The 15360-nt window shown below is 43.5% G+C and carries 14 protein-coding genes; 9 read left to right on the forward strand and 5 right to left on the reverse strand.

Annotated elements, in window-relative coordinates; genetic code table 11:
• The first annotated feature begins 5 nt into the window (after positions 1-5).
• Positions 6-1769, forward strand: coding sequence for a diguanylate cyclase (locus BGK61_RS08175; RefSeq protein ID WP_234349480.1), 1764 nt, complete (start codon positions 6-8; stop codon positions 1767-1769).
• Between the two features lie 42 nt (positions 1770-1811).
• On the opposite strand, the gene pheA is transcribed toward BGK61_RS08175, so the two are convergent.
• The 3 genes from pheA to yciH all read right to left on the reverse strand — a co-directional run bounded on the left by pheA (position 1812) and on the right by yciH (position 4613).
• A complete protein-coding gene (gene pheA, locus BGK61_RS08180) occupies positions 1812-3065 on the reverse strand; it encodes a prephenate dehydratase (RefSeq protein ID WP_014997820.1) in 1254 nt (417 codons plus the stop codon).
• Positions 3066-3416: 351 nt separating this feature from the next.
• Positions 3417-4217 carry a response regulator gene (locus BGK61_RS08185; protein WP_014997821.1) on the reverse strand — a complete coding sequence of 267 codons (801 nt, stop codon included), beginning with the start codon at positions 4215-4217 and terminating at the stop codon, positions 3417-3419.
• A gap of 63 nt (positions 4218-4280) precedes the next feature.
• Positions 4281-4613, reverse strand: coding sequence for a stress response translation initiation inhibitor YciH (yciH, locus tag BGK61_RS08190; RefSeq protein WP_014997822.1), 333 nt, complete (start codon positions 4611-4613; stop codon positions 4281-4283).
• Between the two features lie 171 nt (positions 4614-4784).
• Between yciH and BGK61_RS08195 the strand changes: the two genes are divergently transcribed.
• From BGK61_RS08195 to BGK61_RS08230, 8 genes are all read left to right on the forward strand, one after another.
• Positions 4785-5090, forward strand: a complete 306-nt coding sequence (locus tag BGK61_RS08195) for an STAS domain-containing protein (protein ID WP_014997823.1) — start codon at positions 4785-4787, stop codon at positions 5088-5090.
• A gap of 43 nt (positions 5091-5133) precedes the next feature.
• The gene (locus BGK61_RS08200; RefSeq protein ID WP_076011782.1) at positions 5134-6810 is read left to right on the forward strand and encodes an ATP-binding SpoIIE family protein phosphatase; all 1677 of its coding nucleotides are present in this window, start codon (positions 5134-5136) and stop codon (positions 6808-6810) included.
• A gap of 235 nt (positions 6811-7045) precedes the next feature.
• Positions 7046-7486 (forward strand): tellurite resistance TerB family protein, encoded by a 441-nt coding sequence (locus tag BGK61_RS08205; RefSeq protein ID WP_014997825.1) that lies wholly within the window; start codon positions 7046-7048, stop codon positions 7484-7486.
• Positions 7487-7667: 181 nt separating this feature from the next.
• The gene (locus BGK61_RS08210; RefSeq protein WP_076011781.1) at positions 7668-9740 is read left to right on the forward strand and encodes a putative bifunctional diguanylate cyclase/phosphodiesterase; all 2073 of its coding nucleotides are present in this window, start codon (positions 7668-7670) and stop codon (positions 9738-9740) included.
• Positions 9741-10040: 300 nt separating this feature from the next.
• Positions 10041-10322 carry an EF-hand domain-containing protein gene (locus BGK61_RS08215; RefSeq protein WP_223866688.1) on the forward strand — a complete coding sequence of 94 codons (282 nt, stop codon included), beginning with the start codon at positions 10041-10043 and terminating at the stop codon, positions 10320-10322.
• 60 nt (positions 10323-10382) lie between these two features.
• Positions 10383-11780: a sensor histidine kinase gene (locus BGK61_RS08220; protein WP_014997827.1), complete on the forward strand. Its 1398-nt coding sequence runs from the start codon at positions 10383-10385 to the stop codon at positions 11778-11780.
• A 1-nt stretch (position 11781) separates the two neighbouring features.
• A complete protein-coding gene (locus tag BGK61_RS08225) occupies positions 11782-12366 on the forward strand; it encodes a hypothetical protein (RefSeq protein ID WP_014997828.1) in 585 nt (194 codons plus the stop codon).
• On the forward strand, positions 12363-13703 hold the full coding sequence (locus BGK61_RS08230; protein ID WP_014997829.1) for a sigma 54-interacting transcriptional regulator: 1341 nt from the start codon (positions 12363-12365) through the stop codon (positions 13701-13703). The genes BGK61_RS08225 and BGK61_RS08230 overlap by 4 nt, the downstream gene beginning before the upstream one ends.
• An 86-nt stretch (positions 13704-13789) precedes the next feature.
• Here BGK61_RS08230 and BGK61_RS08235 read toward each other — a convergent pair whose 3' ends face one another.
• Together BGK61_RS08235 and BGK61_RS08240 are read right to left on the reverse strand one after the other, a co-directional pair.
• Positions 13790-14275, reverse strand: a complete 486-nt coding sequence (locus tag BGK61_RS08235; RefSeq protein WP_076012755.1) for a GAF domain-containing protein — start codon at positions 14273-14275, stop codon at positions 13790-13792.
• Positions 14276-14403: 128 nt separating this feature from the next.
• Entirely contained in the window at positions 14404-15303 is a 900-nt protein-coding gene (locus BGK61_RS08240) for a DUF72 domain-containing protein (RefSeq protein ID WP_240498945.1), read from the reverse strand.
• Positions 15304-15360 lie beyond the last annotated feature (57 nt).

Consider the following 15360-nt stretch of genomic DNA (forward strand, 5'->3'; position numbering starts at 1 on the left):
TGAAAATGCTGTCTAGATTATTAATAGGGGCGTTAATTTGCCCCTTTTTCATATTCCCCCTTGCTGCAGACGAAATAGATCAACAGCTACAGCAAGCTGACACACTTCGTAGTCAGGACGTTACTGCGTTTCGTACTTCATTATCTGAACTTTCTGCAAAATCACGCTCATTCTCTCCTGCCCAAGTTCAATACTTTAACTATCTCAATGCTTATAGTTTGTCGTATTCAGGAAAGTTGATAGAAGCGGTTCCACTTTATGAAAGTGTTTTTCAAAGTGCTACAGATAAATCTCTACAGCTACGGGCTAAAAACTCTATTCTTAACAACTTCGCATTAGTCAGAGATTTTCCCAAAGCGCTTCAGCAAATTCCTGACATCGTCCCTCTTCTTTCGTTGGCTAAAGACAAAGATAAGCACCTATCGATTTTAACGATTGCGCTTTTCTATAATCAGCTCGAAGAATTTGAACAGAGTTTGCAATACAGCAATCGCGTGATTGGACAAAACCTTTCTCCCCGCAACGAGTGTTTGGCTCACAACCTGCGTAGTGAGTCTTTGCATAATTTGGGGCGTCTTGACCGTGAGACGTTAATGACAACTATTGCAGTGTGCGAAGCGAGTAAAGAGCCTATTGCTCTGAACCTAGCAAAGTTATGGCTTGCTCAATTAATGTTAGCCTCGCCGGATGGGGTAGCAGGGGCATTAGACGCTTTGCTTGTCATTCAAAAGGATGTGGAAAGTACTAACTATCCACGATTAACGTCGGAATATTATACAGTTTTAGCCCAGGCTTACCTTGCGAACAAACTCTTTCACAACGCCCAGGAAAGTGCCCTGAAAGGCGCTGAGCTCGCAAAGGGTATGGGTTACTCTAAACCAAGAAAAACGGCGTATCACACTCTTTATCAATCGGCGATTGAGCAAGGGAACAATGTAAAAGCGTTAGAGGCGTATATACAGTACGCTGAAGCCGACAAGGCGTATCTGGATGAGTACAACGTTAAGCAAATGGCTATTCAACAAGCCAAGTTCGATAACCTTGAAAAGAATATTGAAATCCAACTGCTGGACAAAGAAAACAGCCTATTAAAAGCACAAGCTGCCCTGTCGAGAGAAGAAAAGCAAAATCACAGGCTGTTGATAACATTGCTTGCTTCCACAACCATACTTGTTCTTATGTGGGCAATAATAAATCGCAAGTTACATGCTGCGCTAAAAGAAAAGGCGCAAACTGACTCGCTGACAAAGGTGGCCAATCGTCACTACTTTACTGAGTTAGCGACGAAAGCACTAAAGCGAGCAGCAGACCACCAAGAAATATTGTCTTTTGTAATTTTCGACCTTGATCATTTTAAAGCAGTTAACGACAGCTACGGTCATCCAACCGGAGATTGGGTGCTTAAGGCAGTGGTTAGCGCAGTGAAGAAGCATTGCAGAAAGGAAGATGTTTTTGGTCGCTTAGGTGGCGAAGAGTTCGGTTTGCTTTTACCAGGGTGCTCAGAGCAAAAGGCGAAAGAAATAGCGGAAAGTATGCGAAATAGTATTCGTCAAATCGATACAAGGGAAAGTGGCTTTACCTTCGATGTTTCTGCAAGCTTCGGTATTTCTAGTACTGCGTCGTCAAAGTATCAATTCGAGGCGCTTTATGCCAATGCCGACGAGGCTTTATATGGTAGTAAAAAGCATGGCCGCAATAGAGTATCTGTCTATCATATTAATGGTAAAAGTGATGTTGCCAGTGTCGGGCAAGCCTTTCAGCCTGCCTAAACACGTTAGCACTACAAAACAAATAATGAGTCGCGGGCTGGCTTAATCAGCCAGCGCGCTCGCCGCAGCCACTTTGGTCGGGCTAATCTCTTCACTTGGGTAGCATCCCAATACTTTGATGTAGCGCGTAATACTGCGCAACGCATCAAGGGCATTTTGCACAGGGCCGTCTTCAACATTGCCTTCTACGTCAATGTAAAACATTTCTTCCCACGGGTTACCTGGAATAGGGCGCGACTCAAGCTTTGTCATATTAATGCTGTTTTCTCGAAGCACTAAAAGGGCCTCAACAAGTGCACCTGGCTTTTGAACGGTAGACATTACAAGGGTTGTTTTAGCCGGCACTTGAAGTGGAACCACTACTGGATTGCGCGCAACAACGATAAAGCGGCTATGGTTTTCTTTTTGGTTTGCCAAGTTACTCTTTATTGCCATTAGGCCGTACAAGTTACCACCCGCTTCGCTGCCTATAGCTGCTACGTCATCACGTTTGAGCTCACTAACTGTCAACATGGCCGACGAGGTGCTGTCCATGGTTTTCACTTCTACGTTCCCCAGTTCTGCTAGGAAATGGCTACACTGAGTGAACACTTGAGGGTGAGCGTAAAGCGTTTTGATTTTATCGATACTGGTATTGGTGCCAACTAACAAGGTATGGCGGATAGGGTGGGTGAGTTCACCGATAATACTGAGCTGGGTGTGTTGGAGCTGGTCATACACTTCATTGATACTACCAGACGTTGTGTTCTCAATAGGCAATACCGCGTAATCGGCTTCTGTGCTTTCCACTTTGTGAATAATTTCAGCAAAGCTCTGACAGCCAATTTCCAGCAATTCACCGGGGCGACGAGAGAAGTACTTTTGGGTTGCCAGATAAGAGTAAGAACCCTTGTCGCCCAAGAATGCCACTCGGTTTAACGGCAACGTACTGCCAGGGTTTGCGCGCTCAGCAAGCATAGCCTGCTGGTTTAAAACAGAGTCTTCAATAATGACGTGGAAAATTTGTGTCACGTAATGAGGGTCTAGACCAATGTTTTGGCCTTCTTTAATTAGTCGTACTAATAGCTGCTCTTCACGCTTTTGATCTCTCACCGGAATGTGATGCTTTATTTTCGTCTCAGCCACTTCGTTGGTTAACTTTCTGCGCTCTGAGAGTAGAGTAAGTAATTCACTGTCCAGAGCGGTAATACGCTCTCTAACAGTATCTAATGCATTGTCTGACATATCATTCCCGTAAGTATCGAATAAGAAAATTCTGCTAAAAAAAAACCTCCCAGTTGGGAGGTTTTCATGCATGTAGCCGCGCCTCCCTAGTGAAAGGATGTAAACGCAAAAAAGAAAAGTGCTACGTGCATTATGTTCTGTTTCATACACTCGAATGTATGTTGAACACCCCAGTGTGTCAACCCATTTTTACAAATTGGATAGTCATTTTTGATATGAAGGGCTTGAAAAAGTGCTAAAAATGCGCGTGTGGGTTTTCGATAAGAAGCGAAGAGTAGGTGAAAGAAGGTTGTTTTTACGTTAAAAGAACAATTTTCGGTATTAACACAGTCTAATGGGTTGAGAGTCGAAGCAAGCGCTTCCGAGCATGGTGATCCTGCAAGGCAAGATCACCATTACTTTTTGGTCAGCGCATCCAGTCAATTAGTTACCCAATAACGCCGACAGCATCTGTCTTACTTCATTAGGCTCAAAAGGTTTGTCACACAAAGCGTTCACGCCAGTTTGCTGAATATTGGCCATATGTGCACTGTCAGCCGACTCTGACGTTACCATAATAATTGGTATATGCGTGGTTTCAGGATTGAAGCGAATAAACTCCGATAGCTCCCTGCCGTCCATTTCAGGCATGTTGTAATCGGTAACTACTAAATCAAAAGGCTCGTCTTTTATCAGCGTTAACGCCATGGCGCCGTTTTCAGCTTCTTTGATACGCTGCAAGCCCATACCCTCTAACACTCGTCTGATATGATTTCGTGCTAGTTTGCTGTCATCGACAAGAAGTACACGTACGTCGTGAACGTCAAACAACTCTAGCTCGAGTTCGTCATGATTTATTAAGTCTAAGCTTGCATTCAATGCGCGAGACAAATGAAGCGGCTCAAATGGCTTAGGAAGAATTGCCGCCACACCAGCCTGTTTAAACTCTTCCAGCTTGCTCAGACGGTTTTCGCTTGAAACCAGCATAAAAGGAATTGTTTTAAACTCATCGTCTTCTTTGATGAATTTTAGTAGCTCTAATGCTGTACCATCTTCGTAATACATTGCGCTTACAATTAAGTCAGCACCGTGAGCTTTTACTGCAGAACGAGCTTCGGAAAGGGTACTGACAGGGTCAATTTCCTTAACGTGCTCTTTCAACAACAAAGTGGTAATGATCTTCCTTTGTGTGTCAGAAGGCTCAACTAAAATAATATGTAAATCAGAAATTGACAGCTTTTCCATTTCAGACTCTTTTTGTTATATGTTTATGAAAAAGTGAGAGCGTACTAGATAACTAGCGTTTCATTAGCCCCCAGCAAGCTTAACTTTGTACCCTTTATCGGTAAGCAGTGCGCGGAGTTTTTCCCTGTCATCGGTTTGTACTTCAATGACACCGTCTTTCACTGCGCCGCCGCAACCACATTTTTTCTTTAGCTCTGAGCCTAGTTTTTTCAACTCATCAGCTGCAAGGTCTAACCCTTTAATCAGAGAAACTCCTTTTCCTTTGCGACCCTTGGTTTCTCTGTGAATACGAACAATGCCGTCGGAGGATACCGACCGGGGCTGTTCTTTTTGCTCAGGCTTTATTTTGCCGCTCTCAGTACTATAGACCAAAAGTGCGTCTTGCCAATCTTGCATAAATACCTCAATAAATTGCGTCTTTCCATCTAAATGGCGATAAAAAAAGCGTTTCCATACGAAAGTTTAAGATGACTTTCATGGCGATGTTTAAAAGTTCAACTAGTATAAGAATAGCAAAGTTAAAAGCATGTGATGAAGCATTTCTGCGTACATTTTTAAGGAGCGAATATGGAAATAACGTCAAGCTATCAAAATCAAGGGAAAGTACTGGTGGTAGATGTAGGCACTAAGTTTGACTTTAGCAAGGTTGAAGACTTCAGAAATGCCTACGGCGAACTAAATGCCGATGTCTCACATATCACAATAGATTTATCGCGTACTGAATATATGGATAGCTCTGCTCTAGGCATGCTGTTAAACATGCAAAAGTCACTCGCCGAGAGGGAGTTAACCTACAGTATCGAAAATGCCCGCCCTCAGGTCGCTAAAATCCTGAAAATATCTCGATTCGATAAAAAGTTCGAAATTAAGTAAATAGAACAAGTAGTTAAATTAAGATTTTATCGAAGAGATATACGTGAAGATCCTCATTGTTGATGACGAGGCTATCAATCGTACATTGCTGACTAACATGCTTTATAACGCAGGGTATAAAGAGTGTATCGAAGCGGTGGACGGCGTTGAAGCTATTAAGCAGTTTACGAGCGAAAAGCCTGACTTGGTCTTATTGGATGTCGTGATGCCTGGGCTGAGTGGCTTTGATGTTGCACCTAAAATACGGCAATTGGCTAAAGGGCCGTATCTCCCTATTTTATTTATTACCGCGTTAGAAGACAAAGAAAGTTTGGTGAGGTGTCTTGAAGTTGGGGGAAATGATTTCGCTACCAAACCGTTTGACCGTCATATTCTTATCGCGAAGATTCGCGCTCACTTAAAAATACGCGCATTAAGCGAATATGTAGAACAGCAAAACAAAACCCTTCGCTTATTTAACCAACGGGTGGCGAGAGAGCATGCGATCGTAGAGCATATATTCAGTCATGCTATCGTTAATCGACCCGAGGTTATGGCACATTTCGACTGTTTTCTTAGACCGGCAGAGACCTTCAATGGCGATCTGTTTCTCTGCGAGTCTAGTCCAAGTGGAGGTATCTATTTTGTAGTGGGAGATTTCACCGGCCATGGTCTAGCGTCGGCAATTGGTGCGCTACCAGTAATGCGTGCATTCCAAGAATTAAGCCAGCAAGGGGTCTCTATTGCTGAGATTATTTCAGAGCTAAATCGAATCCTAATTAAGTTTTTACCCAGCGATATGTTTATGGCTGCGGTAGTGGGTGAGATAAACGCTGGAGGTAATAGAATTAATTTATGGCAGGGCGGCATGCCAGCCGTGATTGTTCCTGCTAAAACAGATCTGGCACTTCGCTGTATTCCCTCGCGCCACATGGCACTTGGGATCCTAGATGAACATGAACTCAATACCGATTGTGACACCATTCAACTCGGAGTTAATGAGCAGTTAGTTATTTGCAGTGACGGACTCATTGAGAGTACCAATGAAGACGGTGAAATGCTTCTTGAAGAGGGCTTGGTGAGAATAGTAAAGGAGCAAATGCAGACCTTCGGCAAAATAGAATCTAACGCATTGTTTCTCGAAGCTAAAGCGCACTGTGCCTCATCTTCATTTCACGATGACGTAACCTTAGTCATTTTTAATTCGCAACCCATTAAAATTCCTGTATCGCAAAAAATGGACTTGGGGTTGCCGTCGGTCCACGAAGTGGCGCTTGACGCCGAGCACTTAAAGCAGCCGGACATTCTCCAGCGTGTGCTGCAACTCGCGGGGCAATGTGAAGGAATTCAAGCCGTTCGTTCGATAATTTATACCGTATTGTCTGAGCTATTTAATAATGCGTTGGAACATGGAATTTTAAAGCTAGACTCGAAGCTAAAGGCAGATAGTTCTGGGTTTCATCAGTATTATGAAAACCGCGAAGCTTCACTTAAGGCGCTAAGTCATGGAAGAATTAATATCAGGGTAGAGTCTCTGCCGCTTAAAGGTAAAGTGCTGATTTCGGTTGAAGATAGTGGTGAGGGCTTCGAATGGAATAGAGCGAGCAGTTTAAGTAGAGGTCACTCTGTTCAAGATGAAAGTTATGGGCGAGGACTTCCTTTACTTAACGCCTTATGTGAACGCGTGTGGTTTGAAAAAGGCGGCAGTAAAGTCATTTGTTTACTTGATACCAAGATATAATCAATTCAAGTAAGTCTTTCAATCATTAATAATTATTTCGGTCTTTTCTCCCTAAAGTTCAACGCAGAATACAATATTCAAATTGACATTACATATTTACTCAGTCATTGCCGCAACTCTGTCTAACTAATCAAGCAACTAATCGAATTTAGCTTCTATCGAGTAAAAGTTTTATCGATACTCAAATCTCATTGTCGTAGACGTATCTGCGGTGACACAAAGAAGTAGAGGCCCCATGCTTAAATCATTTCTTAAACTATTTGAAGACACACAAAAGAAAACGGAACCGACGTATACCGTTGAACTTGCAACAGCGGCATTACTTAGTGAAATCGTTAATGCAGATAATGAGGTGACGGAAAGTGAAAGAAGTGAATATGAGAAACAGCTCAGGAAGCATGTAAAGGTAGAAGAAGACGCTATGTCGCTACTGCTTGAACGAGGTCATGAAACCGCAGATGACTCAATCGACCTGGTGCGTTTTACACAGGTGCTGAACAAGCATTGTAGCGCGGAAGAGAGGAGGGATGTGATCAAAAGCCTTTGGGCTATTGCATACGCTGATGAATCTCTTGCTCCACTTGAAGAGAGTACGATTCGCCAAATAGCAGACTTGCTGTATGTGCCTCATAGCCAATACATTAAAACTAAACTTGAAGTGGCTGAAAGAATGTAGCTATTGCAAAAACAAGCAGGCGTTTTTCATATTAGCTGAAAAAATGGATTCAAATTTTCCGACCTGTACCTTACTATTGAACGCAAATAATAATAAAAGCTTGGCGGTGACAGTGCTGTTTTAGGGCCTTCGGCATCACTTGCTTACAACAGCTTGCAGTACTGAAGTAAGGGTTAGTTGAGTGTTAAGAACGTTGAAAACTCCAATTGGGCTTGTCATTGCATTGGCGATGTCTGTGCTGGCACTCTCTGTGGTAATCATTAATAAGTTAGAACACAACGCTTCCGTTGTGGATGTGGTAAAAGAAAATACCGCCACGATGAGCAATGCCCTGTCACTTCAGTTATCGGTGGTAATGGAGCGTAGTCCGGGAGATAGTGCTTTGTTCTCCTCTCTTTTTCAGCCTATGAAAGAGCACGATAATCTACTCTCAGCCACGCTATACGACAATGATTACCAAGTTATATCCACTATTCAACCTGAATCCTTAAACCAGCTTTCCGGTAAATCTGTTCCCATAGACCCTGCAAAAATTCCGTTTGGCGTTACGCAGTACGATAATATTATCACCGCTCACCAAATTGTTGGCAGTAGCTTATATCCTCTTGGTCATGTCGTTATTTATGTAGACATAGAAGATACTATAACAGAAGGTTCAGCTCGCCAGCTCATCAAGCAAATTCCTATCGTATTGGCAGTTTGGCTGTTGTGTACTGGCATTTGTGTCTTCATTCTCTATCGTTTAATTTCTCCTATTGGGTCGCTAAAGCAGTTTACGCAAGAGGTTTTTGAGTCAAAAGACTATGCGCTGCGCAGTTCGCTTGATACATCTAACGAAATTGGACAATTATCGAATAATATTAATAGCTTACTAGATACCATTGAAGTTGAATTACTTATCAACTTTGAACAAAAACAAACGTTAGTTGATCAACAAGAGACCATGTCTCGTCTTGCAAACTTCGACAGTTTAACCGGCCTGCCTAATCGACAGTTTGTGCTAGATAACCTAAGGCTTGAGCTAGCCAGAGCTAAACGAAACGATGAAGATTTGTTACTTCTGTTTTTTGATTTAGATGGGTTCAAAGGAATTAACGATTCGTTGGGGCACGAGACCGGAGACCTTATACTCATCGAGGTTGCTGACAGAGTTCAATGTTTATTGCGCGATGGCGACTTGTTTGCGCGCTTGGGCGGAGACGAGTTTTTGGTACTACCAGATAGAGACGTGTCGACCGACCAAGCACAAAGTTTGGCAACGCGACTCATTACAGCGTTTGATGAACCTTTCGAACTTAGAGGTTTATCGCTTACGGTTGGGTTAAGTGTGGGTATTGCGACTGCCTCTGATGCAGGCTACGACCTTAGTGAGCTTATGAGCAACGCAGATTTGGCGATGTACCGCTCAAAGGCGAGAGGGCGTGGCAGTTATACACTGTTCACCCCTGACATGGTTGAATCGCATAAGCGTAAACTGCACTTGGCTAACGGCATTGAACAAGGCCTAATAAATGATGAGTTTGTTGTTTATTATCAGGTTAAAGTTAATAACGAAGGAAACGTCATAGGCGTAGAAGCGCTTATTCGTTGGCAACACCCTGAATTTGGATTGGTTATGCCGAACGAGTTTATTCCCATTGCAGAACAGGGCGGCAAGATAACCGCAATTACTCAGTGGGTAATAAAACGAGTTTGCATCGATATGCCAGACTTAAAACAATGGGCTACGTCGCCTTTTAGAGCCTCTATTAACTTGTCTGGTCACGACTTACGTAGTTCACAGTTATTCGACTACATTTACAACACTTTCAAGCTTTACGACATCAACCCAGAAAACATTGAATTTGAAGTGACTGAAAGTGCATACCTTGAAAACTTTACCCTTTCAAATAAGTTCTTCAGGCGGATAGGAAACATGGGATGTGCCATAGCGCTAGACGATTTTGGTACAGGATACTCTTCTTTGAGTTACCTCACTCAAATCAATATCGATACTCTAAAAGTCGACAGACAATTTGTTATGGAGATTCAGACTTCAGAGCGAAGTCGACTGGTAACAGGGGCGATTATCGATTTGGCAAAACGACTTTCTCTTTCGGTCTGTGCTGAAGGAATTGAAAACCTCGAACAGTGGAATTATCTCAGGGCGCACGGTTGTGACAATGTGCAAGGTTTTATGTTTAGTAAACCTATTCCCTTGGCTGAACTAATCCATTCTCCCTACCATTACAGCGACAGCAGTTTCTCTGTTTAAGCATATGGTAACAATAGAACCGCTTTGACGCGCAGTGTTTCAAAGTGGTGTTTCTTTTTTGCTACATACCACTTGTGTGTAGCAATTGGCTTGGTATGTAAATTTGGTTAAACCTCTGTTTTTATTGATATTTTAAGTTTTGGTCTGAAAATCGCATAGGCAGATTGTATGCAATTATGATAGTGGTTAATTGAAGACTAGTGGTAGTATCCATGAGCTTTATTCGCGCCGCGCTTTAATTGAGCGGTCTGTTAATAAAGTGGATTGAGAAGGATTTTAAAAGCGTTTAGCGGAGGATTCATGATGAAACGTCTCGAAAAAGTTTTCTTAGCACTTTGTGCTGTTGCTGCAGTACAAGCCATTTCAGTAGCGGACGCGTACGCAAGTCCGGCGCGCTCGTTGATGCAGGAATTAGACACAGACAAAGACGGTTTGATATCACTTAAAGAAGCAGTTCGACATACAGGTTTACTGCGTAACTTTGGGCTGATTGATGACAACGAAGATGGCAAACTTTCTGAAGCCGAGTTGGCAAAAAGTAAGTTAACGCCAGGCAATGAAAAGCTCACAGCAAGTGAGTAGATAAAATAATATATTGAAGAGGGTAAGGTTCTGATAAACAAGGTTTCGTTTGGTGAACGCTTGGTACAACTTGGTTCACTAAGGCAGTTGACGTTAGGTAGTTTTGTACTGGCCCTTATCCCTCTCATTGCGCTACTTTGGCAAAGTCAAAGCGACTTAGCCAAAGTAGGTCAAATGACCACCCTCGAAACTCGGTTCGTGGTCGATGTTGTTAGCGACATGCAAAGACTCGACAACGCTGTCGTTGATGTAGAGCGCAGCATTCGACAATTTGCCGTGCTAAGAAACGATAGAGTGGCGTCCCTTTCTGACAACGCTATCGACCAGTTTGCAGTGGCTGCTGACAATCTATGTCAGGCTCTCTCTGTACCCTCTACCTGCACACGACTTTCAGAACAGTTAAACCAGTTAGCCGAATATCGCGCCATTGAAGATCAGCTGCTGCTTAATGCTTATCTTGCGTCGGTAGGCGATAGCGTTGACCAACTGCGGGACGACGTCGAATCCGCAATTACTGAACGGGTTAAAGTCCAACAGGACGACCTGAATGCCATGCAAGCAAAGCAAGCTTGGTCCACCGCTATGCTTGTGAGTGTGTCGTTATTACTTATCTTGATGGGAAGCCAACTGATTGTTAACCCCGTTAATAACTTAAAAAAGATTATTAGGATCATGGCGCACAGCGATGGTCAGCTTCCACCGCTTTCAAGGCAAGCGCCAAAAGAACTCATTGATGTCGAGAAAGACTTACACTGGCTTTATGATCGTTTACAGCAGTTAGAGCATATTAGGACCGCACTGTTGAGACATGCGGCGCACGAACTCAAAACACCGCTTGCCAGTATTAAAGAAGGCTGCAGCTTGCTGTCTGAAAACGTGGTGGGCGAGTTGAATAACGGTCAACGAGAAGTGCTTTCTTTACTTACTGCCAGCACCCAGCGACTTAACACGCTGGTGGAAAAGCTGCTCGACTACAACCTGCTATTGCAACAGGCTCAGCCGAAAATGGTGCAAAGTGATGTGAGTAAGTTGGTATCTGCATGTTTAGAAGATTACGCGCTTGCTATTCAAGACAGAGAAGTGGAGGTAAAGATAACAGCGTCTGATGTACGTGTGGACGAGGAGCTATTTAGAAGAATACTTGATAATCTGGTGTCCAATGCAGTAGCACATGGTGCTGTTGGAAGACCGATAAATATAAGCCTTTATAACGAAAACGATAATCTTGTACTAGATGTTGCCAACCGCGGAAAGCGCATTGCACCTGAATCAGTACATACTTTATTTGAACCTTTTATCCGAGGAACCGAGCCAAGAAACGACAATGTTATTGGGACGGGTTTAGGGTTATCAATTGTTGCCGATTGTGCTCGACTGATGCATGGTGATGTACGCGTTGTAGATGTAGACTATGCCGATGTTTGCTTTAGAGTGACCATTGGGCAACAGGAAAAATAAAATGAGAATAAGTGGTTTAATTGTCGCCTTACTGGTGCTGACAGGATGTCAGAGTTTAACCAGAAACAACGACAACGCAGGAGAACCCGAAAAGGTTACCCCTGTAGCTAAAATAGAACGCGATTTATGTTTGTTTGATGAGGCTCCCCAAGGCTTCGAGCACAATTGTGATGCTGTGTATTGGCTAAACACGTGGATTTCTTCAGCTAATCAACCTTGGTTAGAGCGAAAGCAGGCATTAAAAGCATTGGGCGACTCGGCTTTCGATACGCTGCATGCCTACATTCTAACCCTACCTACTGATACCCCTTATCAAGACAGGTTACGCGCGCAATTGGCCTTAGACGATATCGCTAATAAATTCACACCAACAGCTCAGGAAGTAATTAACGTTATTGCTGGGTCGCACAACAACCAGATTATGCAGCTTGAGTCTGCCATGGTGGTATTAGAGCAGGAAAATACTTCTCGTGGTGAGAAAGTAAAAGCACTTGAAATTGAAGCAGTTAACCTGCGCAAAAAACTAGAAGAATTGTTGCAGATTGAAGCAACACTGATGGACAAAAACAGGAGTACACAACAGTGAGCGAAAAGGCGAATAGTAACCCTAACTTATTGTTGGTTGATGATGATAAAAGCTTATTGCGCTTGCTAACCATTCGTTTGGAAGGCGAAGGTTACCACGTGACCGCAGTGGAAGACGGTCAATCAGCGTTAAGAAAACTTCAAAACGACAACTACGATGTTGTATTAAGTGACTTGCGTATGCCGGGTTTAGATGGCTTAAGCTTGTTTGAAGAAATTATGGGGATTAGAAAAGACATTCCTGTAATTCTGATGACGGCGCACGGCACCATTGCTGATGCAGTTGCTGCCACGCAGCGCGGCGTATTTGGTTTTCTACCTAAACCAGTGGATCACGACGAGCTACGTGCGCTGCTGCAAAAAGCACTTAGCCAGTCTCAAGCTGCACAGCCTGGAGATTGGGCGAAAGACATCATTACGCGTTCTCCTGAAATGCTAAATGTACTAGACCAAGCCTTCCGCATTGCGCAGCGTGAAGTATCTGTACTTATTAGCGGCGCAAGTGGAACCGGTAAAGAGTTACTCGCTAATGCAATTCATAAAGCCAGCAACCGCAGTGATAAGCCATTTGTAGCTATTAACTGTGGAGCATTGCCTGAAAATTTACTTGAATCTGAGCTATTTGGTCATGCTAAAGGTGCGTTTACCGGCGCTGTAGCTGCTCACCCAGGTCTGTTTAGAGAAGCCGACGGCGGTACGCTGTTTTTAGATGAAATTGGCGACATGCCAATGACGCTTCAAGTGAAGCTATTGCGCGCGCTACAAGAGCGTCAAATTCGTCCAGTAGGTAGCAGTAAGCACGTAGACATCGATGTGCGTATCATTTCTGCAACGCATAAAGACTTGCACAAAGAAATGGAAGAAGGCACCTTCCGTGAAGATTTATATTATCGTCTAAACGTGGTGAACCTAAAACTTCCGTCGCTAAAATCGCGTAGTGAAGATATACCGCTGCTTGCGCGATCTTTGCTACAACAAAGTGCGCAGCGTCATGGTGTAAATGTAAGCCAATTTTCTGATGACGCAATGCAACAGCTAGTAACCTCGTCTTGGCCTGGCAACGTACGCCAGCTTGTGAACGTGGTTGAGCAGTGTGTTGCGTTAACGCAAACGCCGGTTATCCCGCTTCACTTAGTAGAGCAAGCCTTGTCAGCCACTAAGCAAAGCTGGCCAACGCTTACAGAAGCGCGCGATGCCTTTGAACAGCAATACTTGCACAAACTTCTTAAAATGACCGACGGCAATGTAACGCGCGCGGCGGAGCTTGCAGGTAGAAACCGTACAGACATGCATAAACTTATGAAAAAGCATGAATTAGACGCAGCTGATTTCAGATAGACACAGTCGAGCTTAGAGAGTTATTAAACGCATCACTTTTTAGTGATGCGTTTTTGTTTTGCGATACGCAAAGCCTAGCGCTGGGGTTATGCTGGAAGGTGTTTTGAAAAAATAATAGCTTCAACTGTGCGGGCGTGGTTTTTTAAGCTTTCTATCTCAACGTCTAAAAAGTCACGAGGTTCATCAAATAGAAGGCATAACGTACCCAATTCATAGCCATCTTTGTTGCGCAAGATAGCACCTGCGTAACCTCTTATGTAAGGGCTGCCAGTAACCAGCGGGTTATTAGCAAATAGCTTATCGGCTTGAGCGTCGGGAACAATCAAGTATTCTTCTTCGGCTATCGCGTAGGTGCAAAACGAGATATTACGCGGTGTTTCGGTAGCATCCATACACTGGCGGGACTTAAACCATTGGCGATCTTCTGCTACAAGGCTTACCAAGCAAGTTTTAGCATTAAACTCTTCTTGTACGGTTTTGGTAAGTTCGTCAAGCTGTTCGCTTGGGGAAGTATCTAAAATATCTAACGATTCAAGCGCAGCAATACGCGCTTTCTCATATTCATGATTCATTGAGGTTATTTCACAGTAAATAATGGTGTAGTACCAAAATAGATAAGGACAGTAGTTTACCGTTGAATTAGAAAAACGCTATCTATTAAAAACGAAATATCAATCGGCGCAATGTCAGTTACTTGTCATCAAAACAGAGAATTCTGCGCTGGCTGGCTTTTGATGGACAGGTTTTTTAGCACTAGTGATGGGTCATCGTTGTTATATAAATCGATAAACTGCTGAGCTAACCAGGGAGCGTCTTTATTGTCGGGGCGGTGACAAAAAAAGTACACGTCTTTTCCTTCTCTTTGCCAAATCTTCACTTTTTTCACCCAAGGTAACAAACAGCGTCGGTTGTCATCGTCTACATCGTTACCGACAAAGCGCACAATGGGAGTATGTCCTGTAGCGATAACGTTTACCGGTACACGGGGCTTTTTCTCTCGTACTTCCTCTAGCATCGCTCGTCTATTGTTTCCCCCTGCGTCTAAAGACCCAGTAAACAGTGCTCGGGTGTCCATAATGATTCTATTCGCACTGTGGCGAATCAAAAGTTGGTTAAGCGCCTTTTCCTCATCCCCCTTTGCAAAAAATGCCAAGTGGCGCACTTCAACTGCTACGTTTAATTCTTGGGGTAACGCCGCTAAAAAGGTATCCAGAACGGGCAGCTTTTCTGGCCCGAAAGAAGCGGGCAGTTGCAGCATCATGACTCCTAGCTTTTCTTTAAGCGGACTTAACAATGAAAGCTGTTGGGCAACCTCTTCATCACAATGCTGTAATTGATGTACATGAGTAATGTTCTGGTGAAACTTGAAAGTAAATCTGAAGTGGTCGGGTACTGAATCGCACCATCTCGCTACAGCGTCTTGGTGGGGAAGAGAGTAAAATGTGGTATTCCCTTCAACCGTATTACACTCCTTGGCATACAGCGACAATCCATTATCAGACTTGGGATAATTAGCAAACCACGTGCTTGGCCAATGGCTGTGTTGCCACATTGGCAATCCAATATAGAGATTTCCTTGTGATATGGCTGATTTGTGCATATTTGTCATTGGGCTTTATCAAGCATTTGTTTATACTATGCGGCCTTTAAATCATTA

The sequence above is a fragment of the Alteromonas abrolhosensis genome (genome assembly GCF_001953635.1).
Lineage (GTDB): Bacteria > Pseudomonadota > Gammaproteobacteria > Enterobacterales > Alteromonadaceae > Alteromonas > Alteromonas abrolhosensis.

Coding starts and splice junctions, on each gene's coding strand:
- BGK61_RS08225 (WP_014997828.1), top strand. CDS start 11,782: ATGAGAATAAGTGGTTTAATTGTCGCCTTACTGGTGCTGACAGGATGT.
- BGK61_RS08175 (WP_234349480.1), top strand. CDS start 6: ATGCTGTCTAGATTATTAATAGGGGCGTTAATTTGCCCCTTTTTCATA.
- yciH (WP_014997822.1), bottom strand. CDS start 4,613: ATGCAAGATTGGCAAGACGCACTTTTGGTCTATAGTACTGAGAGCGGC.
- BGK61_RS08205 (WP_014997825.1), top strand. CDS start 7,046: ATGCTTAAATCATTTCTTAAACTATTTGAAGACACACAAAAGAAAACG.
- BGK61_RS08235 (WP_076012755.1), bottom strand. CDS start 14,275: ATGAATCATGAATATGAGAAAGCGCGTATTGCTGCGCTTGAATCGTTA.
- BGK61_RS08185 (WP_014997821.1), bottom strand. CDS start 4,217: ATGGAAAAGCTGTCAATTTCTGATTTACATATTATTTTAGTTGAGCCT.
- BGK61_RS08195 (WP_014997823.1), top strand. CDS start 4,785: ATGGAAATAACGTCAAGCTATCAAAATCAAGGGAAAGTACTGGTGGTA.
- BGK61_RS08240 (WP_240498945.1), bottom strand. CDS start 15,303: ATGCACAAATCAGCCATATCACAAGGAAATCTCTATATTGGATTGCCA.
- pheA (WP_014997820.1), bottom strand. CDS start 3,065: ATGCATGAAAACCTCCCAACTGGGAGGTTTTTTTTTAGCAGAATTTTC.
- BGK61_RS08215 (WP_223866688.1), top strand. CDS start 10,041: ATGATGAAACGTCTCGAAAAAGTTTTCTTAGCACTTTGTGCTGTTGCT.